The organism is Sphingomonas oligophenolica (assembly GCF_039522915.1).
GTDB lineage: Bacteria > Pseudomonadota > Alphaproteobacteria > Sphingomonadales > Sphingomonadaceae > Sphingomonas > Sphingomonas oligophenolica.
On record NZ_BAAAEH010000005.1, the window covers coordinates 422,607 to 449,385 of the forward strand.

The 26,779-nt window shown below is 64.9% G+C and carries 21 protein-coding genes; 12 read left to right on the forward strand and 9 right to left on the reverse strand.

The window, feature by feature from the left end:
* The first annotated feature begins 19 nt into the window (after positions 1-19).
* The gene (locus ABD050_RS04655) at positions 20-1,861 is read left to right on the forward strand and encodes a M2 family metallopeptidase (protein WP_343888028.1); all 1,842 of its coding nucleotides are present in this window, start codon (positions 20-22) and stop codon (positions 1,859-1,861) included.
* A gap of 44 nt (positions 1,862-1,905) precedes the next feature.
* On the opposite strand, the gene ABD050_RS04660 is transcribed toward ABD050_RS04655, so the two are convergent.
* The 6 genes from ABD050_RS04660 to ABD050_RS04685 all read right to left on the reverse strand — a co-directional run bounded on the left by ABD050_RS04660 (position 1,906) and on the right by ABD050_RS04685 (position 7,349).
* Positions 1,906-2,238, reverse strand: a complete 333-nt coding sequence (locus ABD050_RS04660) for a hypothetical protein (RefSeq protein ID WP_343888029.1) — start codon at positions 2,236-2,238, stop codon at positions 1,906-1,908.
* The gene (locus ABD050_RS04665) at positions 2,211-3,785 is read right to left on the reverse strand and encodes a hypothetical protein (protein WP_343888030.1); all 1,575 of its coding nucleotides are present in this window, start codon (positions 3,783-3,785) and stop codon (positions 2,211-2,213) included. The genes ABD050_RS04660 and ABD050_RS04665 overlap by 28 nt, the downstream gene beginning before the upstream one ends.
* A gap of 825 nt (positions 3,786-4,610) precedes the next feature.
* Positions 4,611-4,937 carry a hypothetical protein gene (locus ABD050_RS04670; RefSeq protein WP_343888031.1) on the reverse strand — a complete coding sequence of 109 codons (327 nt, stop codon included), beginning with the start codon at positions 4,935-4,937 and terminating at the stop codon, positions 4,611-4,613.
* A 58-nt stretch (positions 4,938-4,995) separates the two neighbouring features.
* Positions 4,996-6,435 carry an AMP nucleosidase gene (locus ABD050_RS04675; RefSeq protein ID WP_343888032.1) on the reverse strand — a complete coding sequence of 480 codons (1,440 nt, stop codon included), beginning with the start codon at positions 6,433-6,435 and terminating at the stop codon, positions 4,996-4,998.
* Between the two features lie 89 nt (positions 6,436-6,524).
* Complete coding sequence (locus tag ABD050_RS04680; protein WP_343888033.1) at positions 6,525-6,752, reverse strand: hypothetical protein; 228 nt, start codon at positions 6,750-6,752, stop codon at positions 6,525-6,527.
* A gap of 114 nt (positions 6,753-6,866) precedes the next feature.
* Positions 6,867-7,349 (reverse strand): peroxiredoxin, encoded by a 483-nt coding sequence (locus tag ABD050_RS04685; protein WP_343888034.1) that lies wholly within the window; start codon positions 7,347-7,349, stop codon positions 6,867-6,869.
* A 138-nt stretch (positions 7,350-7,487) separates the two neighbouring features.
* On the opposite strand from ABD050_RS04685, the gene ABD050_RS04690 reads away from it, so the two are divergent.
* Together ABD050_RS04690 and ahcY are read left to right on the forward strand one after the other, a co-directional pair.
* Positions 7,488-8,048 (forward strand): YqgE/AlgH family protein, encoded by a 561-nt coding sequence (locus ABD050_RS04690; protein ID WP_343888087.1) that lies wholly within the window; start codon positions 7,488-7,490, stop codon positions 8,046-8,048.
* 129 nt (positions 8,049-8,177) lie between these two features.
* Positions 8,178-9,641 (forward strand): adenosylhomocysteinase, encoded by a 1,464-nt coding sequence (gene ahcY / locus ABD050_RS04695; RefSeq protein ID WP_343888035.1) that lies wholly within the window; start codon positions 8,178-8,180, stop codon positions 9,639-9,641.
* 91 nt (positions 9,642-9,732) lie between these two features.
* On the opposite strand, the gene ABD050_RS04700 is transcribed toward ahcY, so the two are convergent.
* Positions 9,733-13,053: a TonB-dependent receptor domain-containing protein gene (locus ABD050_RS04700; RefSeq protein ID WP_343888036.1), complete on the reverse strand. Its 3,321-nt coding sequence runs from the start codon at positions 13,051-13,053 to the stop codon at positions 9,733-9,735.
* Positions 13,054-13,157: 104 nt separating this feature from the next.
* Between ABD050_RS04700 and ABD050_RS04705 the strand changes: the two genes are divergently transcribed.
* From ABD050_RS04705 to trxA, 9 genes are all read left to right on the forward strand, one after another.
* The gene (locus ABD050_RS04705) at positions 13,158-15,533 is read left to right on the forward strand and encodes a sensor histidine kinase (RefSeq protein WP_343888088.1); all 2,376 of its coding nucleotides are present in this window, start codon (positions 13,158-13,160) and stop codon (positions 15,531-15,533) included.
* Positions 15,534-15,587: 54 nt separating this feature from the next.
* Positions 15,588-15,842 carry a type II toxin-antitoxin system CcdA family antitoxin gene (locus ABD050_RS04710; protein ID WP_343888037.1) on the forward strand — a complete coding sequence of 85 codons (255 nt, stop codon included), beginning with the start codon at positions 15,588-15,590 and terminating at the stop codon, positions 15,840-15,842.
* Positions 15,842-16,141 carry a CcdB family protein gene (locus ABD050_RS04715; RefSeq protein WP_343888038.1) on the forward strand — a complete coding sequence of 100 codons (300 nt, stop codon included), beginning with the start codon at positions 15,842-15,844 and terminating at the stop codon, positions 16,139-16,141. Before ABD050_RS04710 ends, ABD050_RS04715 begins: the two co-directional genes overlap by 1 nt.
* A 4-nt stretch (positions 16,142-16,145) precedes the next feature.
* Positions 16,146-16,598 (forward strand): tRNA (adenosine(37)-N6)-threonylcarbamoyltransferase complex ATPase subunit type 1 TsaE, encoded by a 453-nt coding sequence (gene tsaE, locus ABD050_RS04720; protein ID WP_343888039.1) that lies wholly within the window; start codon positions 16,146-16,148, stop codon positions 16,596-16,598.
* Entirely contained in the window at positions 16,583-17,566 is a 984-nt protein-coding gene (locus ABD050_RS04725) for an aminoglycoside phosphotransferase family protein (protein ID WP_425542408.1), read from the forward strand. Before tsaE ends, ABD050_RS04725 begins: the two co-directional genes overlap by 16 nt.
* On the forward strand, positions 17,563-18,324 hold the full coding sequence (locus tag ABD050_RS04730; RefSeq protein WP_343888040.1) for a nucleotidyltransferase family protein: 762 nt from the start codon (positions 17,563-17,565) through the stop codon (positions 18,322-18,324). Before ABD050_RS04725 ends, ABD050_RS04730 begins: the two co-directional genes overlap by 4 nt.
* The gene (gene addB / locus ABD050_RS04735; RefSeq protein WP_343888041.1) at positions 18,317-21,289 is read left to right on the forward strand and encodes a double-strand break repair protein AddB; all 2,973 of its coding nucleotides are present in this window, start codon (positions 18,317-18,319) and stop codon (positions 21,287-21,289) included. Before ABD050_RS04730 ends, addB begins: the two co-directional genes overlap by 8 nt.
* Positions 21,273-24,671: a double-strand break repair helicase AddA gene (gene addA, locus ABD050_RS04740; RefSeq protein ID WP_343888042.1), complete on the forward strand. Its 3,399-nt coding sequence runs from the start codon at positions 21,273-21,275 to the stop codon at positions 24,669-24,671. The genes addB and addA overlap by 17 nt, the downstream gene beginning before the upstream one ends.
* A 71-nt stretch (positions 24,672-24,742) precedes the next feature.
* Positions 24,743-25,099 (forward strand): thioredoxin TrxA, encoded by a 357-nt coding sequence (gene trxA, locus ABD050_RS04745; RefSeq protein ID WP_343888043.1) that lies wholly within the window; start codon positions 24,743-24,745, stop codon positions 25,097-25,099.
* A 674-nt stretch (positions 25,100-25,773) separates the two neighbouring features.
* Here the strand turns inward: trxA and ABD050_RS29000 are convergent.
* Positions 25,774-26,010, reverse strand: coding sequence for an SEC-C metal-binding domain-containing protein (locus tag ABD050_RS29000; protein WP_425542409.1), 237 nt, complete (start codon positions 26,008-26,010; stop codon positions 25,774-25,776).
* Positions 26,011-26,167: 157 nt separating this feature from the next.
* Positions 26,168-26,779, reverse strand: coding sequence for a glutathione S-transferase family protein (locus ABD050_RS04750; protein ID WP_343888044.1), 612 nt, complete (start codon positions 26,777-26,779; stop codon positions 26,168-26,170).

The following is a 26,779-nucleotide window of genomic DNA, read 5'->3' on the forward strand; positions in this document are numbered from 1 at the left end:
GATTTTCGGGGAATCGCACATGATCCGCACCGGCATCTCAATGCTCGCCCTTGTCCTGTCGCTCGCGGCGACGCCCGCGCTCGCTAAGGACAAGCCGGAACCCGCGACCGCCAAATCCGCGGCGCTTACGCCCGCCGACGCCGACAGCTTTGTCGCGCGCGCCGAGAAGGAGCTTGGCGATTTCTCGGTGGTCGCGAACCAGGCCGGGTGGATCAACGCGACCTACATCACTGACGATACGGATGCGATCAACGCGCGCATCGGCAGCGAGCAGACCGAGCTGCAGGTCAAGTACGCGCTCGACGCAGCGAAATACGCCACCATCCCGAACCTGTCGCCGGATACCGCCCGCAAGCTCGCCCTGCTGCGCAACGGCCTGACGCTTCCGGCACCGACCCGGCCCGGCGCCGCGGCAGAACTGGCGACGATCGTGACCCGGATGTCGTCCGAATATGGCGCGGGCAAGGGAACGCTCGACGGCAAGCCGATCAACGGCAGCGACATCGAGGCGGCGATGGGCAAGGTCCGCGACCCGGCGAAGCTCCAGGAGATGTGGACGAGCTGGCATGACAATGTCGGTGCGCAGATGCGGGGCGATTATCAGCGCTCGGTCGGGATCGCCAATGAAGGCGCGGTGACCCTCGGCTACAAGGATACCGGCGCGCTCTGGCGTTCGGGCTATGACATGAGCCCGGCCGAGTTCGCGAAGATGACCGACGGGCTGTGGAAGCAGGTCGAGCCGCTCTACCAGGCGCTCCACACTTATGTCCGCTGGAAGCTCAACGAGAAATATGGTGACGCCATCCAGTCGAAGACCGGGCCGATCCGCGCCGATCTGCTCGGCAATATGTGGGCACAGGAATGGGGCAATATCTACGATATTGTCGCCCCGAAGGGCGCGGGTGATCTCGGTTACGATACGGGCGCGCTGCTCGAGTCCAAGGGCTATGATCCGCTCAAGATGGTGAAGACGGCCGAGGGTTTCTATTCCTCGCTCGGTTTCGCACCGCTACCCGACAGCTTCTGGATCCGCTCGCAGATCACCAAGCCACGCGATCGCGAGGTGATCTGCCACGCCTCGGCCTGGGATATCGACAACAAGGACGATATCCGGGTGAAGACCTGCCTCAAGATCAATGCCGATGATTTCGTGACGATCCATCACGAGCTCGGCCATAATTATTATCAGCGCGCCTATAAGGATCAGCCCTTCCTCTACGAGAATGGTGCCAATGACGGCTTCCACGAGGCGATCGGCGATTTCGTCGCGCTCTCGATCACGCCTGACTATCTCGTCCAGATCGGGCTGCTCGATCAGGCCAAGGTACCGAGCCCCGACAAGGATATCGGCCTGTTGCTGCGCCAGGCGATGGACAAGGTCGCGTTCCTGCCCTTTGGGCTGCTGATCGACAAATGGCGCTGGGGCGTCTTCTCGGGATCGATCAAGCCGGACGGCTATGAAGCAGCGTGGAATGCGCTGCGGCTGCAATATCAGGGCGTCGCACCGCCGGTCGAGCGCGACGAAACGAAGTTCGATCCCGGTGCCAAATATCACGTGCCGGCTGAAGTTCCCTATACGCGCTATTTCCTTGCCCGGCTCCTCCAGTTCCAATTCTATCAGGCGGCGTGCAAGCAGGCGGGCTGGACCGGCCCGCTGCATCGCTGCTCCTTCTACGGCAACAAGGAGGTGGGTGCGAAGCTGAACGCGATGCTGACCATGGGCCAATCGAAGCCCTGGCCTGACGCGCTCGAGGCATTCACCGGCAGCCGCGAGATGTCGGGCGACGCGATCATGGAATATTTTGCGCCGCTGAAGGCGTGGCTCGACGAGCAGAACAAGGGCAAGCCGAGCGGCTGGTGAGGGGGCCTTCGCGGGCGGCATGCTCGCTCCTCGTCCATGTTGCATCACGTCCAGCAAAAAAGGCGCCCGTCACTATTTAGCTTTTCGGCTATCTCTTCCGACATATTGATATGGCCATTCGTGTTATCGCGATCCAGTGACCGCATCTCGAACTGAAATACATTCTTCGATTCACCATCATCGTGCCCTGGAGATTCGGGTATTCCCAGTAGCGCATATCTATAAGTATCATCTTTGGCGATATAAGCCGGAAACTCATCGAAGATGAAATCTTCATCGCGGTGGAATTGTATGTGACCGAATATCTCTCCGATAATATCGGCGGTGTTATTCAGGCCTTTAACGGGCTTTATTCCCAATACAGCAAATTTGTACATTTATCACCTATTGATAAATCTGACCATGAACGAGGTATCTTTTTCTCGAGTTTTTTATTAACGACTTCTCTGAACTCATTACGCGAATAGATCCTAAAGGTGAAAGCGCCGCGCATTCCTGAAAAATGTGGGTTCGCACGAAGCGCTTTCTCGATTGAGTTTTGAATTGCCAAGATCGTCGAGTGATCAGATCCATTCCGAAAATTATTATACATTTTTACTTCGTCTGCCAGCTTATCACTGACGATAAGGGCATCTACATCAAAATTCTTTGGATCGAACGGAGCGAATTTTTTATGCGGCCCTTTGGTGCCGCTTGCCAAGCTTCCTCTGAATCCAACCCGAGCACTGGGGTCGACGCTTTTAATATCGGGCAGATGGTCGCTCAATGTCTGACTCAAGGTTTGCAAAATGTTTTGCCGGTTGGGTCGCCTGGGGGTGTCCCCCGTTGGGCCTTCACCACCATCGTTGCCGCCACCCTTTCCGCCTTTGCCGGTTCCATTATCACCGCCTCCGCCGGCTGGTCTTCCCGTTCCCGCGCCCCCATCGCCTCTACCGTCGCCTACGGCCTGCTGTGCTCTTTCAGTGATCTGTTTCTCAGCCCCCTTCGCGACCATACGCTCGAGGCTCGCGACCTGATGGGCGTGGCCCATGGTTGCAAAATTGACCGCTGCCTCCGCAGGCGAGATCGTCCCGTCCGCCACCTCTTTTATCGTCATGACGAAATCTACGGGAACGGAGACCTGGCGCGCGACATGGCCGAAGAACTGGGCGTATGCCATTCCCTCCCGGCCGACCTTTTGGTCGAGAGCAGCGGCATCAAGCGCTATTTTCGTATCGAGAATTTGGGCAATAAGCGCGTAGTGATTTTTATAGGGACTCTCGATCGCGGCGAGTTGTTCAAAATATTGTGCTGATATCGTAAGGTCGCTGTTCATGAAATCGCGAGCGCGATCAGCGCCGTCTATCGTGTCTTTGGCGATGGCCGCCGCCGTGGCGATGTCGGTGTCGTCGCCCCTGAAATATCCAGAGCCGATCGGTCCGGCCGCATCAGCCGGGTTGCCACCGCTATGCGCCAGGGACTGGGTATATTGGAACCAGTCGCCAAGCCCCTTCTTGCCGCCCTTGAACGTTCCCTGCGCGGGAAGCGCATCCGGCAATGCCGCTGGATCGGTTTCCGCGGCGTTTTCGGGCTGGGCGGAAGGCAGCGTCGCCTTGTCGCTGGCCTTTGTCGTCGGGATTACCTGCGCCGCTGGCGTGCCGGTGCCTGCCGTGCTCGACGCGTCCACATCGCCGCCGTGATCGATGGCGGGCTGCCTGTCGGCTGGGGAATTCGCGAGCGACGCGTCATAGCCCGGAGCTGGCCCGGTTCCCGGGCTGGCCAGAGGCAGGGTTTGCCTGCCCATCGCCGTCAGCGCGGCATTCTCGAGATCCCGCTCGATGGCAATTCTGCGCGTTACGTGTTCATCCACCTCCTCGTAGGTCGCCGCGCGGGTGCCACCGGTCACGATGTCGAGATCCTGCATCACCCGGCTCAGCACACGCATGGCCATATTGCCGCCGCGGACGCTGATGCGGGGAAGGGGCGCGAGTGCCGCGTCTGGTCCGGACGGCCCGCCAATTGGGGTGTCGATGGCCGTTGGTGTCGAGGGGCTGGCCAGCGCCGCAGCCGGCGACGTGTCCGCAGCAGGCCCGCTCCCGGATCTCGCGTCTATGCGGTTGGGATCGACGGGGATGGCGCCCTGATCGAGTGTGGGTAGTGCCGGTGTCTCGTCGGGATAGTGTGGAGCTATGCTCACCATCGTCGCCTTCTCGAAAGGAAGGACGACCTGAGAACAGAATCAGCTAATGTTGAATCGCGCGAGCGTTGGGGCGGCCGGTGGGCTGTGCCCCGCGCCGGCGATCAGGAATGGATCGGTTCGATTCAATCCGGTGGGAGATTGTGGAAAGTGAGCGGGCGGGAATGCTGTCTCGGTTCCGCCTGCTCTTTGACATGACCGATTTATTCAAGGGGCGGGCCGCCATCCTGCAGGCCCGCTGTTCCGCCGCTGTTATCGTCGCTGTTCCCCGCTGTTATCCCGCTGTTCCTGGTTAACAGCGGGATGTCCGGTAAAGCATTGATAATGAAGGGCGAAATTGGGCGGAGAATCCAACATAACAGCGGCGGAAATAAAAAATCGCGATAACAGCGGGAAACAGCGGGAATCGGGCTCGCGGCCGGGTCGACTCAGGGCCCGGAATAACCAACCTGGAGTCCGATTCTCTAACACCGGTGATCTGGATCCCGCACGGCGCTCCACTGGCAGGTAGCGTCCCCGGATTGATATCCGGGGACTGGGAATCGCTGCTTCCCATTCTACCGAGAAGGAGGTTCAGGCCGGGATGGTGCCTTCGTCGGCAATCCCTGCTTTGAACGATGCGGACGAATCAGTGCCGTCTGCCTGGTGCGCGTTGTCGTCGCCATTGAAAAGCGTACCAAAATCCGGGCCGTTGCCGCGCATCGCGAACAATGCCGCCGTCGCTGCAGCACCGACAGCCGCAACGCCGCCGACGATCGCCGCCGTGCCCCAATGGCTGTTGGATTTCTTCGCCGCGACCTTGCGTGGCGCGGCTTTCTTCGCCGCTGGCTTGCGGGCGGCCGGCTTGCGGGCGGCGGCGGGCTTGCGCGAGGCGGCGGGCTTGTTCGGGACGGTGGCCATGGGGATGCTCCTGAAATGTTGAGCAGCCGTAACGCACGAGACGCGTCGGGTTTCCGTGTTACCGGAAGGGCGGTTCGTTGAAGGCGCGCAATTTGCGGCTGTGGAGCTTGGCGCCTTCGCGGCGAAGCTCCTCACAGGCCTGGATGCCGATCCGCATATGCTCGCTGATCGCGCGCTCGTAGAAGCGGTTGGCCTGGCCCGGCAGCTTCAATTCGCCGTGGAGCGGCTTGTCCGAAACGCAGAGCAACGTCCCGTAAGGCACGCGGAACCGATAGCCCTGCGCCGCGATCGTCGCCGACTCCATATCGATGCCGACGGCGCGGCTGAGCGAGAAGCGCAATGCCGAGCGGGCGTAGCGCAGTTCCCAGTTGCGGTCGTCGGTCGTCACGATCGTGCCCGTCCGCAGGCGGCGCTTCAATTCCTCGCCCGACTGGCCCGAAATCGTCTCGGCGGCACGGGCAAGCGCCTGCTGGACCTCGGCGATGGCGGGAACCGGAATTTCCGGCGGCAGCACATCGTCAAGCACATGATCGTCGCGCAGATAGGCATGCGCCAGGACATAGTCGCCGATCCGCTGGCTCGGGCGCAGGCCGCCGCAATGGCCGATCATCATCCATGCTTCCGGGCGAACGACGGCGAGATGATCAGTGATCGTCTTGGCGTTCGACGGACCAACGCCGATATTGACGAGCGTGATGCCCGTGCGGTCATCCGCCATCAGGTGATAGGCGGGCATCTGGTGGCGCCGCCACGCGCTGCTGTCAGCCAGCATCGCCTCGACATCGTCGCCGGCGCGCATCATCGTGCCGCCGGCGCCCGATACACCGGTGAAGCGGCTGCCCTCACCGAGCTGAGCGCAGGCCCAGCGCACGAACTCGTCGACATAGCGGTGATAATTGGTGAACAGCACGTAGCGCTGCACATGCTCGGGCGGCGTGCCGGTGTAATGACGCAACCGCGCGAGCGAGAAGTCGGTGCGCAAGCCGTCGAACAAGGCGAGGGGGCGGGTGCCGTCGGCATCAGCGTACAGGCCGTCGGCGATCTCGTCGCCGATATAGGCGAGCTCGGTCGCCGGGAAATGGCGCGCCAGGTCGAGGGCGGAGACCTCGTCGAGGCTCAGCGCATGGCCGGCGTCGAGAACATAGGGGAAGGGAATTTCCTGCCGGCCGGGCACTGCCTCGACGAAGACATCATAATCCTCGATCAGCAGGGTCAGCTGCTCGGTCAGGTAATCGGCGAAGATCGCCGGCTTGGTAACGCTGATCCGATAGTCGCCTGGCGTCACCAGCCGGCCGAACGAGCGGAGCGGGGCTGGGCGATCGCCGCCGCCTTTGTAGCGCAGCCTGATTTCGGGATAGGCGAAGCTGCCATCATGGCGGGAGTTCCGCTCGGGAACCGCGCCGGTGGCAAGATAAGCGGTAAGCGCCGTCTGCAACCGCTCGACCGATGCGCGGTAGAGACGGTCGAGTTTGGCCACGATATCGGAAGCAGTCGTCATCCTACGTCGCTAAAGCAGCAGCATGACGCTGGCAAGACGACGGCGGACGGCAATAAGGGCGCGCCGTTGAAGGCGCGCCCCGGCCAGGTTCAGGCCTTGCTGTCGTCGTCTTCGAGCAGCTTGCTGATGCCGAAGGCGGCGCCGGCGACGGCTGCGGTCGCGCCGGCGGCGATCGCCGCTGCGGCGGCAGGATGTTCCTTCACTGCTTCCACAGTCGACTCGACTGCGGATTCGATGGCGCTCTGGGCGCGCTCGAAGAAGGATTTTTCTTCCGGCTTGGCAGCCGGGGTTGCGGCAGGTGTGGTTTCTTCGGTCATGGCTTGGTCCTCGCTCGATCGCTGCCCCTGAACGCGGGGGGCATGCCGCCAGTTCCTTTACATCGCCGCGCCGGGGCAGATCGTTTCATGTCCGCGCCCGGCCGGGTCGCGCCCTTAGAGCTCGCTTAGCAAATGCTCGGCCGAGCTGACATTGAATTCGCCGGGCGCCTCGACATTGAGCTGCTCGACGACACCGTCATTGACCAGCATCGAGTAACGCTGGCCGCGCTTGCCGAGGCCGAATTTGGTGACGTCCATCGTCAGGCCGACCGCTTCGGCGAAGCTGCCATTGCCATCGGCGAGCATGGTGACCTTGCCGCCCGCGTCTGCGCTCTTGCTCCAGGCGTCCATCACGAAGGCATCGTTGACCGCGGTGCAGGCGATCTCGTCGACGCCTTTCGCCTTCAGCTCATCGGCCTTGTCGAGATAGCCGGGCAGGTGCTTGGCAGAGCAGGTCGGCGTGAAGGCGCCGGGAACCGAGAACAGCGCAACCTTGCGGCCCTTGAAATACTCGTCCGAGCTGATCTGCTCGGGGCCATTGGCGGTCGCCTTGACGAGAGTGGTGCTTGGCAGCCGATCGCCGACGCTGATGGTCATGGGTGATATCCTCCTGATGGCCGCTTGTGGTGCGGTGATTCCTGATCGTCGCGAAACCACGACGGCGCCTACCTCGTGCAACGACGCGTGGATTTCAAGCGTGCGAGCGTGGAGCCGTGTCGCTATGATGGCCGGGTGATTGAAAGTGCACCCTTTCTGACCGGACAATTCCTGCTGGCGATGCCCGGCATCGGCGATCCACGTTTCGAGCATGCAGTGATCGCGATCTGCGCGCATGACGAGAAGGGCGCGATCGGGATCGGCGTGGGTGCGACGATCGCCGGGCTCGGCCTGCACGACCTGCTTGCGCAATTTTCGATCGAGCCTGGCGCAGCGCCCAACGCGCCGGTCCATTTCGGGGGGCCGGTCGAGCCGCGGCGCGGCTTCGTTATCCATTCGAGCGACTGGGGCGGGCAGGATACGATCGACGTGGCGGGGCGCTGGTCGCTTTCGGGGACGATCGACGTGCTCAGGGCGATTTCGGAAGGGCAAGGCCCCAGCCGCTGGCTGGTCGCATTGGGCTATGCCGGCTGGGGCGAGGGGCAGCTCGACGAGGAGCTTACCCGGCACGGCTGGTTCAACCTGCCGGGCGACATGACACTGCTCTACGACACCGATGCCGGTGCGCGATGGCAGCGCGGATTCGGTGAAGCTGGGATCGATCCGCGCCTGCTGGCGAGCAGCACCGGCACTGCCTGACGCGCCCTCCGCCACCTTGTTGGATAATTTCGGTAGACTGTATGGGGACTGGGCGCCCACCGACCAGCAACCCCGCCGCCTAAACACATAAAGATATCTTTATATTTGATTTGGCCGCGATCCGGCCCTATGTGGCCGCCATCCATTTCGTATTTTTCCGGAGATTCCACCGTGGCCACCGCACTCGCCGCCGAAACCAACGACTATGTCATCGCAGACATCGGCCTCGCCGATTTCGGCCGCAAGGAGATCAACATCGCCGAGACCGAGATGCCCGGCCTGATGTCGCTCCGCGAGGAATTCGGCGCCTCGCAGCCGCTCAAGGGCGCGCGGATCACCGGCTCGCTCCACATGACGATCCAGACCGCGGTGCTGATCGAGACGCTGACCGCGCTCGGTGCCGATGTCCGCTGGGCGACCTGCAACATCTTCTCGACCCAGGACCATGCCGCCGCAGCGATCGCAGCGACCGGCGTGCCGGTGTTCGCGGTGAAAGGCGAGAGCCTTGCCGATTATTGGGACTATGTCGGCGACATCTTCAACTGGGGCGCCGACACTGACGGCACCACCGCCAACATCATCCTCGATGACGGCGGCGACGCGACCATGTTCGCGCTGTGGGGCGCCAAGCTCGAGGCCGGCCACACGCTCGGCGAGCCCGAGAATGAGGAGGAAGTCGAGTTCCAGCGCGCGCTGAAGGCGTTCGTGGCGAAGTATCCGGGCTACCTGACCGAGACGGTCAAGAACCTGAAGGGCGTTTCGGAAGAGACCACCACCGGCGTTCATCGCCTGTACGAGATTGCCAAGAAGGGCGAGCTGCCCTTCCCGGCGATCAACGTCAACGACAGCGTCACCAAGTCGAAGTTCGACAATCTCTATGGCTGCAAGGAATCGCTGGTGGACGCGATTCGCCGCGCCACCGACGTGATGCTCGCCGGCAAGGTCGCCACCGTCGCGGGCTTCGGCGATGTCGGCAAAGGCAGCGCCCAGTCGCTTCGCAACGGTGGCGCGCGCGTGCTGGTGACCGAGGTCGATCCGATCTGCGCGCTGCAGGCGGCGATGGAGGGTTTCGAGGTCGTGACGATGGAGGAAGCGGTGACGCGTTCCGACATCTTCGTGACCGCGACCGGCAATGCCGATGTGATCACCGCCGATCACATGAAGGCGATGAAGAACATGTCGATCGTGTGCAACATCGGCCATTTCGACAGCGAGATCCAGATCGCCGCGCTCAGCAATTACGAGTGGACCGAAGTGAAGCCGGGCACCGACCTGGTGAAGTTCCCCGACGGCAAGCAGATCATCGTGCTGGCCAAGGGCCGGCTGGTGAACCTGGGCTGCGCGACGGGCCATCCCTCGTTCGTGATGTCATCGTCCTTCACCAACCAGACGCTCGCGCAGATCGAGCTCTGGACCAAGGGCGAGAATTACAAGAACGACGTGTACGTCCTGCCGAAGCATCTCGACGAGAAGGTGGCTGCGCTGCATCTGGAGAAGCTCGGTGTGAAGTTGTCGAAACTGACCGAGAAGCAGGCGAATTATATCGGCGTGCCGGTCGAGGGGCCGTTCAAGCCGGATCATTATCGCTATTGATTGGTCGAGAGATCGATATGAGAAGGGCCGCGGAGGGATCCGCGGCCCTTTTTGTCAGCGAGCCAAGTCGATACAGGTAACCATCAGGCGATCAGAAATGCACCGCCGCCCCAAAGCGCATGTAACGACCCAGGATGCCCTGGAAATAGGTCGTGGTCCCGCCCGAAGCCGAATAGGGATAGGGCGCCTTCACGTCGAACACGTTGTCCACGTCAAGGTTGAGCGAGAAATTCTTGGTTACGTCCAGCTTGAAGGACATGTTCACATAGGTGAACGCGTTCACTTCCGGCACAGCGTAGAAATTATAGACCGTGTCCGGATCAATTCTCGTTTTGCCGATATAGTTGATCTGGACCTGCCCGAAGAAAATGCCTCTGTCATACCGAATCGTCGCGACACCCTTATGGGGTGAATAGCCGACAGAATTGCTGGTGTGGACCGGAACCGAACCCTCGGTCACGATGGTGGAAAGAGTATCGAGATACTGATAGTTGATGTCCAGGCCGATATGGCTGCCTTGGCCAAGGAAGTCTGTGGCAGTGCGATAGGATACTTCTGCCAGGATGCCTTTGTACTTTAGAGTTGCCGAGTTGAAGTAGCTTGTACCAACATTGCTCAGCTGCGCGTAATCAAGGCTTCCCGGAGTACCGGAGAAGTCGCGCGTGACGAGCGAACAGAACGGGTTGCTGGGATAATTGGTGGCATCGTAACAGGCCGCGACGACCTGGTCGGTTGAGAACTGACTGATCGCGTTTTTCAGCGTGATATTGACATAGTCCACAGTCATGCTGAACCCGGGGATGAACCGCGGTGTGAAGACCGCGCCAACGGTGAAATTGTCCGATTTTTCGTTTTGCAGGGCGGAATTCCCGAAAGTGTATGTCGGGAAAGAACGGTTATTCGACTGCGACACAAAGTTGGCCGGCACGCCTGCCGCAGCGCAATTTTTCGCACGCGTCACGGGATCCGGCCCGGAGTTAACCAGCGACATGTCGCAGACGTCGGTTGCAAACCCAAAGGCGCTCGACGTCGGGTTGAACGCTTCGGTGATCGAAGGCGCCCGCACCGCGCGGGTATAGGCCGCCCGGAACGCGATGTCCCGAACCGGCGCGTATCGCCCCTGAATCGTGTATGTCGGATCGCCACCCGCCTGCGAATTCCAGATATAACGGCCGGCCGTCTGTATGGAGAGTTCGTGCACGAACGGTATATCGTTATCGCTCCCGATCAGATCGGCATTCAACTCGCCGAAAATCTCGTTCGTGTAATATTTCCCGAACACCGGATCGATCGGAACCGACCGGCCATAGCTGCCACGCTGCGAGGAATTGCCGGTGCCGCTGCCATAATAGAATGCGCCCGGATCAAAGGTCGAATCTTCAGCGCGATGCTCAAAGCCGAGGGCAAACGAGAAGTCGCCGCCGGGCAGCTTGAACAGTGGGCCTGCAACCGAGGCGACCGCATCATATTGATTGTTGATGTTGCTCGGGGTGGCGATCGTGGTGATATAATCCTTGGCGGCCTGGGAAACCTGATTGCCAAAGGGGTTGATCGGCGCACAGGTGGAACTGAGCGTCGCGATCGGTGAGTTCGTGAAGCCCGGGGCGCAGATAATCGAGCCGCCCGGCCCATTCACGGCGTTGATCGCGTTGAGGAAATTCTGTTCGTTCAGTTCCGGGTTACGGCTGGTGACGTGTGACCGGCCATAGTTGAAATAGGCTTCAAAACGCCAGTCCCGGTCGGGCAGGACATGGAGCGTTCCGTCCATGCCGCCGACAAAACGGATTACCTCGGATTTGCCGGTCGACACGCCCGATGAGAGATCGACGTTGGCGCGGCCAAGATAGAAATAATCCTGGGTGATGCCGTTGAGCGCCGGATCTCCGAATGGATTGTTCTGGTCGCTTAGGGGATTGTTGTTGATCGAATTCTGAATCGCGGCGCGTGCTGCCGGGCTCAGGAACGGGTTGTTGATCGAGATGATCAAATTGCCGTCTCTCGTCCCAGCTGCGCCGAACAGCCCGGAGTTATAAACCGGTTGTGCGGCCAGGTTCGTGCCTTGGCTTACACTATACCAGCCCTCACCAAACAACCTGACATTGGGCGTAAGATCGAAAGACGCTTCGATATTGCCGCTGTAGCGCTTGATGTCGGTCACCAGGTTTTCGACATCGCGCAGCGTGAAGCCGTTGCCGCCGCTGGTGAAGACATTGAAGCTTGAGTCCGGCCCAATCGTATTGCCATAGATGATTGGAATAAGATTGCCCTGCTGATCGAATTTGAGCTGCGTGCCGGCTGAATTGTTGACGCCAAAGTTCAACGTCGGATCACCGAAGAACAGGTTCGACTGCTGGGGGGTTAGCGTGAGATCGAGGCCGACATTGGCGCCTCCGACAATCGGGATGCCATAAGGCGAAACCGAGGGGATGCGGTTGTCGGGATAGATCGGCTGAGGACCCGACCCGGTCCGGGAGACACCGAAGCGATTGTCGCTCGCCGTTTGCGCGCGGTCGTCGAAGAACAGTCCCTTTGACTCGTCATATTCGCCCGCGATCGTGATATTGCCGCGACCGCCGGCAAAATTCCTGCCTGCCAGCAGTCGGAGCCGATATTCGGGCGCGTCACCCTGTCTCGATATGCCGGTCTCGGCATCGACATCGATACCCTGATAGTCCTTTTTCAGGATGATGTTGATTGTGCCGGCAATAGCGTCCGAGCCATAGATCGGAGCGCCGATCGCCGCGACCGTCTCCACGCGATCGATCAGCTTGGTCGGGATAACGTTGAGGTCGACCTGGTTGCCGCCGGATCCCGTCGGTCCGAAGATCGAAGACGTATTGCCCGAGACGAAACGCCGACCGTTAACCAGAGTCAGGGTACGCTGCGATCCGAGCCCGAGAAAGTCGACGAAACTCTGGCCCGCGCCAAATCCTGACTGATTGAATCCGACCGGCGACGCGCCGGGCACGCCGAAGGACGGCAGCTCGTTCAGCGCTTGAGCAACGGTCTGATAGCCGCGCGCATCGAGATCCTGGGAACTGATCGTCTGGAGCGGAGAAGCCGTCTCATTGCCCCTGTGCGCGATGCGGGAGCCGGTCACGACGACGTCGGTCTCATGCGGAGGTTCCGCAGGCTGGCTGTCTGCCGATTGCGGTGCGCTGACCGCGCTCGTTTGTTGGGGATCGGTGGTCTGGGCGTAGGACGGGCTTGCCAGGGTTCCGGCGACAATGAAGGCGGACGATATGAATGCCGCCGACGACAGCGCGGTCGATGAATTGAAGCTGAATTTGCGCATTGTTTGGCCCCTTTCACGAAACACTGCAGCGCAAAGTGTGCGGAATATCGGCAAAGTCGGCAAGCGGCCGGTAAGCGATTTTGCGGCGCAACGTGGCAGCTGTTTCGCAAATGTCACACTATGCGCCCGAAGCGGCCCTGTTCGCGACGCATTTGCCGCCTTTTGAAATTCGACGGCCGATCGCCTAGGGACAGTTGCGCGAGAGTGCGCGCAACGTGTCGATGGCGCCTGAAGGGGCTGTGGTGATCCAGATATCCGTCATCGGAAGCGTGATAGCCGGGGTTATTCTCGCCCTTCTGATCGGGGGTGGCTGCGTCGCGCTTTATCTCGGCCTTCGCGCACGTCGCGCAGCGGCATCGACGCTCGTCGCCAATGCCCGACTCGAGGCATTGCTCGGCTCGGCGCCCGCCTTGGCGATGGTGGTGCGGACGGACGGGCGGCTGGAGTTGCCCGACCGGCTCGCCGACTGGCTCGGGCTCTCGCCGCCGCCGCGCTATCTCGATGATCTGGCGGGGCGTGATGCGGGGCTGACCGCGGATGATGCCCGGGCGCTCGCGGCCGATGTGGCGGCGGCGCAGAAAGCCGGGCGGCCATTCGCCCGGGCGATCCGGACTCAGGGGTCGTCGCGCGCGCTGATGATCCGCGGCGCCCGCGCGCCGCGCGATCTGCAGGCGCCGGGCGGTGTCGTGCTCTGGGTGTTCGACTCGACCGAGAGCGAGGCGGAGATCGCGCGGCTGGCCGAGGAAGGCGCCGAGGCGCGCGCCGCCTTCCAGGCATTGACAGGGCTGATCGAGGCCGCGCCGATGCCGATGTGGTATCGCGGCGCCGATATGCGCCTCGCAATGGTCAACTCGGCCTATGTCGATGCGGTCGAGGGCGCCGATGCCGCCGATGTCGTGCGGCGCGGCGTCGAACTGGTCGAGGGATCGGGGATCGGCGGTCCGCTCGCCAGCGCAGTGATCGCGCGCGATACCGGCCAGCCGCAGATGCAGGCGATGCCGGCGACGATCAAGGGCGCCCGCCGGATGCTGCGCGTCTACGACGTACCGCTGCCGGTCGGCGGCGTCGCCGGCTTCTCGATCGATATCGAGGATCTCGAACAGGCGCGCAGCGGGATCAAGCGCTTCGCCGATGCGCAGCGCGCGATGCTCGATCGTCTCTCCGCCGGAGTCGTCCAGTTCGCCGCCGACCGCACGCTGGCATTCTGCAATCAGCCCTTCCGGCGGCTGTTCGCGATGAAGAGCGAGTGGCTCGCCGACCGCCCCGAATTCGATCGCGTGCTCGAGCGGATGCGCGAAGCCAATCGCCTGCCCGAGGTGCGCGATTTTCCGGGCTGGAAGGCCGAGCGGCGCGACTGGTTCCTGGCGGCGGGCGGGGCGATCGAGGAGAATTGGCATCTGCCCGGCGGAGTCCATCTCCGCGTCGTCGCTCAGCCCTTGCCGGACGGCGGGTTGCTGCTGATCTTCGAGGATCGCACCGAGCAGGTCCAGCTCGCCAGCGCCCGCGATACGCTGCTGCGCGTGCGCACCGCGACCTTCGACAATCTCTATGAAGCGCTCGGCGTGTTCGCGGCGGATGGGCGGCTGCAATTGTGGAACAACAAGTTCCGCGCGCTCTGGGGCTTCGAGGAGACGTTCCTGGTCACCCATCCGCGCGTCGATGCGCTCGCCGAAGCAGCCGCGCGCCAGCTCGCCAAGCCGGCACGCGCGACGCTGATCGCCGATCTGGTGCGTGCCGCGACGGTCGAGCGGGCGCAGCGCGGCGGGCAGCTCGAATTCGCCGATGGGCGTTTCTTCGAGCTCGCAGCGGTGCCGCTTCCCGACGGCAACGGGCTGTTCACGATGTTCGACATTTCCGACAGCCAGCGGATCGAACGCGCGCTGCGCGATCGCAACGAGGCGCTCGAGGCGGCGGACCGGATCAAGACCGCTTTCGTCGCGAATATGAGCTACGAGCTTCGCACGCCGCTCACCTCGATCAGCGGTTTCGCTGAAATGCTGAGCGAAGGCTATGCCGGCAAACTGTCGAAGGACGCGCACGCCTATGTCGATGCGATCATGGAATCGGTCGAGCGGCTCGGACTGCTGGTCGACGAGGTGCTCGACCTGACCCAGCATGACGGCAAGACTCCCGACATCGAGATGCTCGAGGTCGATCTCGAAGCCGTCGCGCGCGATGCCGCAGCAGCGGTCCAGCCGCTCATCAGGCGCAAGAAGCTCGATTTCGCGGTCGAGATATTGCCGTCGGTCGGCAGCATGAAGGGCGATGCGCTCAGGTTGCGCCAGGTGATCGAACATCTGCTCCGCCATGCGGTGGGCGGGACGGGGGAGGGCGGGCGAATCCTGCTCCACGCCGACGGCACCGCAGCGGCGGCGCGGATCGTGGTTTCGGACGATGGTGCCGGGATGAGCGTCGATGCGGTCGCGCATGCATTCGATCGTTTCGCCCAGCCCGGCGTGACGCGCAGCGGCGAGCGCGCGCTCGGCCTCGGGCTGCCGCTCGCGAAGCAGTTCGTCGAGGCGCATGGCGGAACGATCGCGCTGGTGTCGGAGCCCGGCGAGGGGACGTTCATCACGGTGGAATTGCCGCGGCGCTGACTTGAATGGGGGGATTGGTGCGCATATAATCTACGCATAGAGCAGGACATTGTAATGCCTAGATCGCTTGTCCGGGAATCGAAGACGCCGTTCAGGCGGCCGACCAATGTCTCGCTCGATGCAGCGATGATTGATGACGCGAAGGAGCTCGGCATCAACATATCGCGTGCCTGCGAAGAAGGGCTCGCCAAGCAGATATCCGAAGAGCGCGGCCGACGCTGGCTCGAAGAGAATCGGGGGGCGATCGACGGTTGGAATGCGTGGGTCGAGGAGCACGGTCTGCCGCTGGAAAAATACCGGCGGTTCTGATGGCGCGCTTCGACGTTTACGCCCAGCCGGGGTCCAATGTCTTGCTGCTTGATTGTCAGGCGACCCTGCTGAGTGTTCTTGGCACCCGCTTTGTGGTCCCATTGCTTCCGCCATCCGGAATGCGTCCGGCCTTTGCACGGCTCAATCCCATTTTTGTCGTGAATGGGCAGAAAGTGGAGATGATCACACAAGGTGCTGCGTCGGTCGCAACCAAAGCGCTTGGGCTGCCCGTGTCGTCATTGGCGGCTGAGCAGTCGGCGATCATGAACGCGCTTGATATGCTTTTGACCGGCTATTGATGTCGTGACGTCATTATCGGTGCTCGCTGACCCCGCCGCGACCGAAGCTTTCGGCGCGCGTCTCGCGACTTTGGCGCGGCCCGGCGATGTCATCACGCTCGCCGGCCCGCTCGGTGCTGGCAAGACGAGCATCGCGCGCGGCTTGCTGTCAGCGCTCGGCCTCGCCGGCGAGGCCCCTTCGCCGAGCTTCGCGATCGTCCAGCCCTATGCCCCGCCCGAGGTCAGCGTGCCGGTGCTGCATGTCGATCTCTACCGGATCGACGATCCCGCCGAGATCGAGGAGCTCGGGCTCGACGAGGCGCTGGCCGATTCGCTGCTGATCATCGAATGGCCCGAGCGCGCGCCCGGCATGTGGCCCGACGCGCTCGCGCTGAGCCTCACGATCGAGCCCGATGGCAGCCGCGCCTTGACAGCCGAGGTCCCGGCGCCATGGAAGGCGCGATGGCGACAGATATGATTCCACCGGCTGCGGCGGCCGATTTCCTCGCCGCGCATGGCTGGGCCGGCGCGGCAATCCTGCCGGTGGCGGGGGATGCTTCCTTCCGGCGCTATTTCCGGGTCGTCGACGGGGATCGCAGCGCTATCCTGATGGATGCGCCACCTCCGCATGAGGACCCGAGACCCTTTATCGACATCGCCCGCTGGCTTGCCGAGCGGGGCTTCGCGGCGCCGATCATCCATGCGAGCGATCTCGATCAGGGCCTCGTGCTGATCGAGGATTTCGGTGACGTGCGCATGCGCGAGACGGCCGATGCCGAAGCGGGGCGCGAAACCGCGCTGTACGAGTCGGCAATCGATGTGCTGGTCCGGCTGCACGCGCACGAGGCGGGCGCGCTGCCGCCTTATGATCGCGCCGTGCTGCACCGCGAGGCTAATCTGCTTCCCGAATGGTATTGCCCCGCGCTCGGCATCGAGCCCGATATCGACGCTTATACAGCGGCATGGGACTCAGTGTTCGACGCGGCGCTCTCCGGCCGGCAGGTGACGGTGCTGCGCGATTATCATGCCGAGAATCTGATGCTGATCGGCGGCAGCGATTCGCTCGGCCTGCTCGATTTCCAGGATGCGCTTGCCGGCCACCCGGCCTATGATCTCGTCTCGCTGCTGCAGGACGCGCGGCGGGACGTCGATCCGGTGCTCGAGGCGGCAATGCTCGATCGCTATAAAATGATAACCGGCGTCGGGGAGGATTTCGATATCGCCTATCATGTGCTCGGCGCGCAGCGGAACGCCAAGATCATCGGCATCTTCACCCGGCTGTGGAAGCGCGACGGCAAGACGCGCTATCCGACGCTTTGCCCGCGGGTGTGGCGCTATCTGGAGCATGATCTCGCGCACCCGGCGCTCGCGCCCGTGAGGGCGTGGTTCGACGCCAATATTCCGCAAGGCCTGCGCGGCGATCCGATGGCGCTTGCGGCACAATGAGCACCAAGCGCACGCTCGCGATCCGGCCCGATCCGGGCGGCACGGTGCCGGAGACGGCGATGGTGATGGCGGCCGGCCTCGGCAAGCGGATGCGTCCGTTGACCGCGACGCGGCCCAAGCCGCTGATCGAGGTCGCCGGCAAGACGCTGATCGACCATGTCTTCGCCCGGCTGCGCTCTGCGGGGGTGAAGCGGGCGGTGGTCAATGTCCATTATCTCGCCGACGCGCTCGAGGCGCATCTCGCCAACCGGGTGAAGGGCATCGAGATCCTGGTCTCGGACGAGCGCGCCCGGCTGATGGAAACCGGCGGCGGCATCGTCAAGGCGCGCGAGCTGATCGGCGACAAGCCCTTCCTCGTCGTCAACAGCGACAATCTCTGGATCGATGGCCCCGCCGACGCCATCAGGCTGCTCGGCGCACGCTGGGACGATGCCAAGATGGACGCGTTGCTGCTGGTCGTGCCGCTGTCGCAGGCGCATAATCATGGCGGGCAGGGCGATTTCCATCTCGCGCCGGACGGCCGGATCATCAAGCGCCGCCAACCCGGCCGCCCGGCACCGTTCGTCTATACCGGCGTGCAGATACTCTCGCCGCGGGTGATCGCCGACTGGCCCGAGGGGCCGTTCTCGACCAATTTGTTCTGGGATCGCGCGATTGCGGCCGGACGCGCCTATGGCCTGGTCCATCAGGGCCTGTGGTTCGATGTCGGCACACCCGGCGCGATTGCGAAGACCGAGGCAATCCTGGCCGATGGCTGAGCGGGGCAAGCCCCAGCTCTTCACGATCCCGGCTCACCGCGCCTTTGCCGACGCGCTCGCGGCCGGGCTGATCCGGCGGTTCGGCGGCGAGCCGCTCGGGCTGGCGCGCGGGCTGGTGTTGCTTCCCAACAACCGCGCCAAGCGCGCGATGACTGACGCCTTTGTGCGGGCGAGCGAAGGGGGGCTGTTGCTGCCGCGGCTGGTCGCGATCGGCGATCCGGGCCTCGACGAGGCTGCCGGCGCTGCGCTCGATCCGGCGGACGACCCCGATCCCGTGCCGCCCGCGGTGCCGCCGCTTCAGCGCCGGATGATCCTTGCCCGGCTGGTTGCCGAGGAGCGAATCCGCATTGGCCAGCCGGTCGATGCAGCCGAGGCTGTGCGGCTGGCGGGCGATCTCTCCCGGACGCTTGATCAGCTCCTGATCGAAGAGGTGGCACCCGCCCGGCTGCGTGAGCTCGACCTCGGCGAGGAACTGTCGGATCATTGGCGTCGCGCGCTGGCGCTGTTCGGGATCATACTCGATCGCTGGCCGGGCGAACTCGAGCGGCTCGGCCGGATCGACCTCGCCGATCGCCGGGCGCGTCTGCTCAGGCGGCTCGCGGCGCGCTGGCGCGACGCGCCGCCCGCCGGCTTCGTCTGCGCCGCGGGCATCACCGATTCAGCGCCTGCGGTCGCGCGGCTGATGCGCTGCGTGTCGGAACTGCCGCAGGGGATGGTCGTCCTCGCCGATCTCGCCACGGGCATGGACGAGGGCGAGTGGCAGGCGCTCGGTCCGCATGCGCCTGACCCGGTCAGCGGTTTCCGGCGCCGGTCGATCGAGACCCACCCGCAATTCCATCTGAAGCTGCTGCTCGACCGCATGGGCGTCAATCGCACCGAGTTCGAGACGTGGCGTGGCGGCGGCGGGCATGACGCGACCGCGGCGCGGGGCCGGGCGATCGCCAATGCCCTGGCGCCCGCCGATTTCACCGGCAAATGGACCTCGCTCGCCGCCGAGGATCGCCGCCTTGCCGGCATCGCCGCCGCCGAGCTCGCGACGCCCGCGGAAGAGGCGCAGGCGATCGCGCTGGCGCTCCGCGAGGTGCTCGAAACGCCGGGCCGTACCGCGGCGCTGGTCACGCCTGACCGCGGCCTCGCCCGCCGCGTCGCTGCGCATGCCGCGCGCTGGAAGATCGAGATCGACGATTCGGCCGGGCGGCCGCTCTCGATCCTGCCGTCTGGCACCTTGCTGACCGCGCTGGCCGAGGCAGCGACTCAGCGCTTCGCCCCGCTGGCGCTGCTGACCTTGCTCAAGCATCCGCTGGTGCGGTTCGGCGACGCCCGGGCCGCGTGGCTCGATGGCGCGCGCAGCCTGGATCGCGTGCTGCGCGGTCCACGCCCGGCGCCGGGGCTGGCGGGGATCGACGATCATCTCGCCAACCCGCCCGAACGCGAGCGCAAGCGCCGCGCCGAAGCCGCCGCCTGGTGGCCCGAGGCGCGCGGCCTGCTCGCGCCGATCGAGGCGGTGTTCGACGGCGGCGCGCAGCCGCTTGCCGCGTTGCTGGCGGCGCTGCGCGAGACCGCGCAGGCCTTGTGCGGCGACACCTTGTGGAGCGGCCCGGCCGGGCGCGCGGCTTCCGAGCTGCTCGCCGATCTCGAAGCCGAGGCGGCGTCAGGCCCGGCAAGCGTCGATCCCGCCAGCCTCGCGCCGTTGCTCAAGACGCTGATGGACGAGGTCGCGGTGCGGCCGCCGCAGGGCGGGCATCCCCGTCTCGCCATCTACGGCCTGATCGAGGCGCGGCTCCAGACCGCCGACCTGATGATCCTCGGCGGCCTCAACGAAGGCACCTGGCCCGGCCAGCCGGCACCCGACCCCTGGCTCGCGCCGCGCATCCGCGCCGAGCTCGGCCTGCCCGGGCTCGAGCGCAGGATCGGCGTTTCGGCGCACGATCTCGCCGGCGCGCTGGGCGCGCCGCTCGCGCTGATCACCCGCGCGCGCCGCGATGCGAGCCAGCCGGCGATCGCCTCGCGCTTCTGGCTGCGGCTCCAGGCGCTTGCCGGCGAACGGTTCGAGCGCGCGCGTAGCCTCGAGCGTTGGACCCGCGCGCTCGACGATCCCGGCGTCCACGAACCCGCCGACCAGCCGGCGCCATCGCCGCCGGCGATCCTGCGGCCGACCCGGATCGCCGTCACTGACGTCGACCGGCTCAAGGCCGACCCCTATGCCTTCTACGCCAAGCGCATCCTGCGGCTGCAGCCGCTCGATCCGGTCGATGCCGATCCGAGTGCTGCGTGGCGCGGCACCGCGGTGCATGACGTGCTCGAGCGCTGGGCGCGCGAGGATGATTGCCGTCCCGAAGCGCTGCGTCCGCGCGCGCTCGCCATGCTCGCTGACGAGCGCACGCACCCGATGATGCGTGCGCTGTGGCAGCCGCGGCTGATGGAGGCGATCGACTGGATCGCGGCCGAGATCGCGCGCGGGGCCGCCGCCGGACGCCAGGTGCTCGCGGTCGAGCGCGAGGGCCGGATCGCGATCTCCGGGGTGACCTTGACCGGCAAGTTCGACCGCATCGACCGGCTGCCCGACGGCAATCTCGCGGTGATCGACTACAAGACCGGCAAGCCGCCATCGCCCGCCGCGGTCCGCGCCGGGTTCAGCCTGCAGCTCGGGCTGCTCGGGCTGATCGCCGAGCGCGGCGGCTATGACGGCATCAAGGGCGAGGCGCGCGGCTTCGAATATTGGTCGCTCGGCAAGCGCGCCGACAGCTTCGGCTATATCACCTCGCCGGTCGATCCGGCGGGGAAGGGCGACAAGGTGCTGCCCGCAGACTTCACCGCGCTCGCCGCGCATCACTTCACTGAGGCGGTCGCTGCGTGGCTGACCGGCGGCGAGGCGTTCACCGCCAAGCTCCACCCCGAATATGCCCCCTATGCCGAATATGACCAGCTGATGCGGCGCGACGAATGGTATGGCCGTGAGCGCTGACCGGCCCGGCGCGCTGCCGCATCTGACCGGCAACCAGGCGCTCGCCAGCGCGCCCGACGCGCATGTCTGGCTCTCCGCCTCGGCCGGCACCGGCAAGACCCAGGTGCTGACCGCGCGGGTGTTCCGGCTGCTGCTGCGCGGCGTCGACCCGGGCGCGATCCTGTGCCTCACCTTCACCAAGGCCGGCGCGGCCGAGATGGCGGGGCGGATCAGCTCCCGGCTTGCCGCCTGGGTGCGGATGGACGAGCGCGACCTGAAAAAGGACCTGTTCGCGCTCGGCGAGGACCATCTCGATCCGCGCCGCATCGCCTATGCGCGCACGCTCTTCGCCAAGGTGCTTGACGCGCCGGGCGGGGGCCTGCGCATCCAGACGATCCACGGATTCTGCCAGGGGCTGCTCGCCGCGTTCCCGGTCGAGGCCGGCCTGGTGCCCGGCTTCAGGCCGCTAGAAGCGCGTGAGGAAGCGGTGCTGGCGCGCGAGGCGCTGGCCGAGATGCTGGTCGAGGCGGACCGGCAGGGCCGGGTCAAGCCGATCGAGACGGTCGGCCGGCTCAGCGTCCGGCTCGGCGAGGGCGAGGCGGAGAACTTCCTGCGTGCCTGTGCCCGCGCCCCGGCGGCGATGGATGAACTGCCGCACGGCGACGGCCTGCGCCCGTTCTTGCGTCGCCAGCTCGATCTGCCGAGCGGTGATATCGACAGCTATATCGTCTCCCAGTGCGGCGACGATGCCTTCGATCATGAGGCGCTCGACGCGATCGGCGGGATGAACAGCGGCTGGGGCACCAAGAACGGCCTCGCCCGCGCCGAGCTCATCTCGGCCTGGCTCGAAAAGCCGGTGGCCGAGCGCGCCGCCTCGCTCGCCGAACTCCATGCGATCTGGGCGCGGCAGGACGGCGAGATGCGCTCGTTCGGCAAGGGCCAGGCGCCGCAGGACGAGGATTATGCCGAGCTCGCGACCGGCCTGTACGGCTATTGCGCCGAGCTGCTCGATCTCCGGGTGCGCGCTTTCTATGCCGATCTGCTCGCCGACGCGCTCGATGTCGGGCGCGATTATGCCGCTGCCTATGCGCGAGCCAAGCGGCGCGTCGGCGGGGTCGACTTCGACGATCTGATCCGCGCGACGATCGACCTGCTCGCCCAGCCCGGCATGGGCGACTGGGTGCGCTACAAGCTTGACCAGGTGACCGAGCATATCCTGATCGACGAAGCGCAGGATACCAACCCCGAGCAATGGTCGATCATCCGCGCGCTCGCCGATGAGTTCTTCGCCGGGCTGGGCAGCCATGACGAGCGGATCCGCACTTTGTTCACGGTCGGCGACTACAAGCAGGCGATCTTCGGCTTCCAGGGCACGCACCCGATCTATTTCCAGGCGGCCGAGCGGCATTTCAGCGACCTTGCCGAAGGTCAGCGCTTCGACCGGCTGTCGCTCACCCACAGCTTCCGTTCGACCCGGCCAGTGCTCGAATTCGTCGACGCAGCGATCGATGCGATCCCCGATCCCGGCCTCGGCCAGATCGCCGAGCGCGAGCCGCATGCCAGCGAGGTGGCCGGGCCCGGCACCGTAACGCTCTGGCCGCTGACCGTCGCGGGCGGCAGCGAGGAGGATGAGGAGGGCTGGATCGCCGATTCGACCCGGGCGCTCGCCAGCCAGATCGCGAAGCAGGTCAAGGCCTGGGTCGGCACGCTGATGCTCGAAAGCCAGGGCAGGGTGCTCCGCCCCGAGGATGTGATGATCCTGGTCAAGCGCCGCGGCGAGCTCGCGTCGCTGATCGTCGCGCGGCTCTATGCCGAGAAGGTGCCCGTCGCCGGCGTCGACCGGCTGCGGCTCAACGCGCCGCTCGCGGTGCAGGACCTGCTCGCGGCGATCCGCTTCGTGCTCCAGCCCGGCGACGACCTGTCGCTCGCCAGCCTGCTCGTCTCGCCGCTGATCGGCTGGAGCCAGGAGCAGCTGATGGCGGCAGCGCCGCGCGAGGCGGGCAGCCTGTGGCGGCATCTCTCGCGCACGCTGCCGCGCGCGGCGCTCGATCCGCTCCACGCGATGCTCGACCGCGCCGATATCGCGACGCCCTATCGCTTCCTCGAGGAGATCCTCTCCGGGCCGCTCGACGGGCGGCGCAAGCTGATCCGGCGGCTCGGGCACGAGGCGCGCGATCCGATCGAGGAACTGCTCAACGCAGCGCTCGATTTCGAATCGCTCGGCACGCCCTCGCTGCAGCGCTTCCTCGACTGGTTCGACCGGGGCGATGTCGAGATCAAGCGCGACCCTTCCGCGCCGCTCGACGCGGTGCGGGTGATGACCGCGCACGGCGCCAAGGGACTGCAGGCACCGCTGGTGATCCTCGCCGATGCGGCGGTCGACCCGACCCGCTCGCCGCGGTCGATGCTGCTCTGGCACCCGGACGAGATGGACAACGCGCTGCCGATCTTCCGGCCGCGCGCCAGCGAGCGCGGCGGGCCGCTCGGCCCGGTGCTCGAGGAGGATGCGCAGCGCGAGCTCGAGGAGCATTGGCGGCTCTTCTACGTGGCGGCGACGCGGGCCGAGGAGCGGCTGGTGATCGCCGGTGCGCTCGGGCCGCTGGCGAAGGGGGAGCCGCCACCGTCGAGCTGGTATGCCGCCGCCGACCGGGCGATGACCGCGCTCGGCGTGCCGCCCTCGCCCGAGGCGCGGAGCTTCACCGGAATCGTGCCGCAAAGGCCGGTGGCCCTGTCGTCGCGCAAGCCGATCGAACAGCCGGCGGACGAAACGCTGCCGGATTGGGCGACGAAGCGGGCGCCCCAGGAGGCTCGCCCGCCGCGGCCGCTGGCGCCCTCGTCGCTCGGCGAGGACGAGGTGGCCGATCCGCCGCCGTCGCCCGCCTTCCGCCTCGCCGCCGAGCGCGGCCGGCTGATCCACGCGCTGTTCGAACGCCTGCCCGCGGTGCCGGCCGATCAGCGCGCGGCGGCCGCCGATCGCTGGCTGGAGAAGATCGGGGCGATCCAAGATGCCGCTGTCCGCAGCGAGATCGCCGGCACAGTGCTCGGCGTCCTCCACGATCCCCGCTTCGCCGCTCTGTTCGGCCCGGATTCGCTGGCCGAAGCGCCGATCGCCGCAGTGGTGGCTGAAGGCGTGGTGGTGTCGGGCACTGTCGATCGACTGCTGGTCACGTCCGACCGAATCCAGGTGGTCGATTTCAAGACCGGGCGGCAGGCGCCGGCAACGCTGGCCGATATTCCGCCCTACCATGCCCGCCAGATGGCCGCCTATGTCGAGGCGCTCGAAGTGATCTTCCCAGGTCGCATGGTCGAGGCCGCCTTGCTCTATACCGCAGCGCCGCGGCTGCTGGTCTTGCCGCCCGCCGTCCTGGATTCGCACAAGCCCGGCTATCCCGCCGCGCAGTAAAGCTGTGAACGGCACGCTTGAGGGTTGGCGCCGCGGCTCCTAGATTGGCTGCCAACACAGGAGATTCCTTCATGGCCACCAAACACATCACCGACGACAGCTTCGACGCGGACGTCATCAACGCCGACGGACCCGTGCTCGTCGATTTCTGGGCTGAATGGTGCGGCCCGTGCAAGATGATCGGGCCGAGCCTCGAGGAAATCTCGGAGGAACTCGGTGAGCAGGTGACGATCGCCAAGCTCAACATCGACGACAATCCCGATGCCCCCGGCCGCTACGGCGTGCGCGGAATCCCCACGATGATCCTGTTCAGGAACGGCGCGCCCGCCGCGACCAAGATCGGCGCCGAGCCCAAGGGGCGGATCAAGGCATGGCTCGAGGGCGAGCTCGCCGGTGGGGCAGCCACGGCACCGGCTGTTAGCCAGTAACGCATCCAGGAACTGCGCGGCCGACTGGTCGCGCAGCTCCCGCTTTGCTGAGACGCGCGCATCGCGCGGCGCTCAGCGACAACGGTCCCGGCGTTCGGCCCCGTCGAAACCGGCCTCCCGCCGGGCAGCATGCCTTGAAATCTCTTCCGGCGAATTGGTCGATGCGTGGCACGAAGGCCTCCTGTCGCTGCGTCGCCTGAGCGCGACGACGGGTTGCGCGAGCGGTGCCGGCAGGTCGACGGGACGTGTCCGTCCCCCACACACTTTTCGCACCTCTGCGCGATCCGATTGTTCGAGCGACGGGCGCCACGCGATATTCCGGCGACGGATTTCGGCACGCGATGGATGCGGCCGTTTTCCCTGTTAACGGCCCGTAACAGGGAAAGAACAGGGAAAGAAAATTTTTTCTCGTCCTTTTCGGCCGGTTTGTTGGAAATAGTATCTTTCTTGATCAGTATCTTAACTGATGTTTTCGCTGTTATTCCGGAACAGGGAAAACGATTTGCGGAACAGCGAAACCCAGCCGCAATAACAGCGAAAAGCAACGCGCATAACAGCGAAGCCCGATTCACCAGCAGCCCGAAATCGGCTTTTATCATGCGGCTCGTCATGCGGAGGACGCTGACATGGTCGAGCATAAAGTTGAATCGACCCAAGCCCGCCTTGAAAAGGGATCAGAGCAGGGCGCCAGGGTGAGCTTGCCTGACGCGCGAACGGCGGGGCCGCCCGATCCGGCGGCCCCGCTTTTTCCTACCGATAATAATCATGGCGTTCCACCCCATCGAAAGCGGCCGCCGGCGAGGCAACATGCCTTGAAATCTCTTCCCCGACCCGCAGGGGCAGGGATCGTTGCGACCGAGTTTTTCGAGAAGTTCGATATCGCCGTGAACGAAGCGGAAGCCCCGCTTCACGTTCGTCTCGGATGGATATCCCTTACGCCGCTTCGAGCTGACCTCGAAAGCAGGGCAGGTCGGCGAAGTGGTCTATGCGTGGCATGACGGCCTCCTGTCGCTGTGTCGCACGAGCGCGACGGCCCGGCCGATGTATCAGGAGAAGCGCGCCGTCAAGTCAGGTGAGCGGGATCATCACCTGGCTGGCATAGCCCTTCCGTGCCTGGAGGCCGGCGTACCAGTCAGCCACATTGGGCAGGTCCGGCCGCTCGATCGGCAGCGTGAACCATGTATGGGCATAGACCCCCATCGGCACGTCGCCGATGCCGAAGCTGTCGCCCGACAGCCATTGGCTGGTGGCGAGATGCGCGTCCAGAACGGCCATCTTCTCGGCGCAGGCAGCCGCGGACCGTTTGATCGCTTCGGCATCGCGCTCGCCTTCCGGGCGGCGGATCAGGTTGAGAAAGGCGTCGCGCTGCGCCTCGGCATAATCGGCCTGCCAGTCCATCCAGCGATCGGCCATTGCCCGCGCCGCCGGGTCGGCCGGCCAGAAGCGCGCGGGCGCGTGCCGTGCGGCGAGATAGCGCAGGATCGCGTTGGATTCCCAAAGGGTGACCTCGCCATCCTCGATCGTCGGGATGAGCGCATTGGGGTTCTTGGCGAGATACGCTGAGTCCATGCCGAATGCCCCGCCGACATCGTGCCGCACATAGGCGAGCCCGGCTTCCTCGGCGAACCAGGCGACCTTCTTCACATTGTGCGAATTGAGCCGCCCCCAGATCGTCAGCAT

Coding starts and splice junctions, on each gene's coding strand:
- ABD050_RS04675 (WP_343888032.1), bottom strand. CDS start 6,435: ATGACGACTGCTTCCGATATCGTGGCCAAACTCGACCGTCTCTACCGC.
- ABD050_RS04680 (WP_343888033.1), bottom strand. CDS start 6,752: ATGACCGAAGAAACCACACCTGCCGCAACCCCGGCTGCCAAGCCGGAA.
- ABD050_RS04670 (WP_343888031.1), bottom strand. CDS start 4,937: ATGGCCACCGTCCCGAACAAGCCCGCCGCCTCGCGCAAGCCCGCCGCC.
- ABD050_RS04730 (WP_343888040.1), top strand. CDS start 17,563: ATGAGCACCAAGCGCACGCTCGCGATCCGGCCCGATCCGGGCGGCACG.
- ABD050_RS04665 (WP_343888030.1), bottom strand. CDS start 3,785: ATGCGTGTGCTGAGCCGGGTGATGCAGGATCTCGACATCGTGACCGGT.
- ABD050_RS04725 (WP_425542408.1), top strand. CDS start 16,583: ATGGCGACAGATATGATTCCACCGGCTGCGGCGGCCGATTTCCTCGCC.
- ABD050_RS04655 (WP_343888028.1), top strand. CDS start 20: ATGATCCGCACCGGCATCTCAATGCTCGCCCTTGTCCTGTCGCTCGCG.
- ABD050_RS04710 (WP_343888037.1), top strand. CDS start 15,588: ATGCCTAGATCGCTTGTCCGGGAATCGAAGACGCCGTTCAGGCGGCCG.
- trxA (WP_343888043.1), top strand. CDS start 24,743: ATGGCCACCAAACACATCACCGACGACAGCTTCGACGCGGACGTCATC.
- ABD050_RS04715 (WP_343888038.1), top strand. CDS start 15,842: ATGGCGCGCTTCGACGTTTACGCCCAGCCGGGGTCCAATGTCTTGCTG.
- ABD050_RS04750 (WP_343888044.1), bottom strand. CDS start 26,779: ATGCTGACGATCTGGGGGCGGCTCAATTCGCACAATGTGAAGAAGGTC.
- addB (WP_343888041.1), top strand. CDS start 18,317: ATGGCTGAGCGGGGCAAGCCCCAGCTCTTCACGATCCCGGCTCACCGC.
- ABD050_RS04660 (WP_343888029.1), bottom strand. CDS start 2,238: ATGTACAAATTTGCTGTATTGGGAATAAAGCCCGTTAAAGGCCTGAAT.
- ahcY (WP_343888035.1), top strand. CDS start 8,178: ATGTGGCCGCCATCCATTTCGTATTTTTCCGGAGATTCCACCGTGGCC.
- addA (WP_343888042.1), top strand. CDS start 21,273: ATGGCCGTGAGCGCTGACCGGCCCGGCGCGCTGCCGCATCTGACCGGC.
- ABD050_RS04685 (WP_343888034.1), bottom strand. CDS start 7,349: ATGACCATCAGCGTCGGCGATCGGCTGCCAAGCACCACTCTCGTCAAG.
- ABD050_RS04705 (WP_343888088.1), top strand. CDS start 13,158: ATGGCGCCTGAAGGGGCTGTGGTGATCCAGATATCCGTCATCGGAAGC.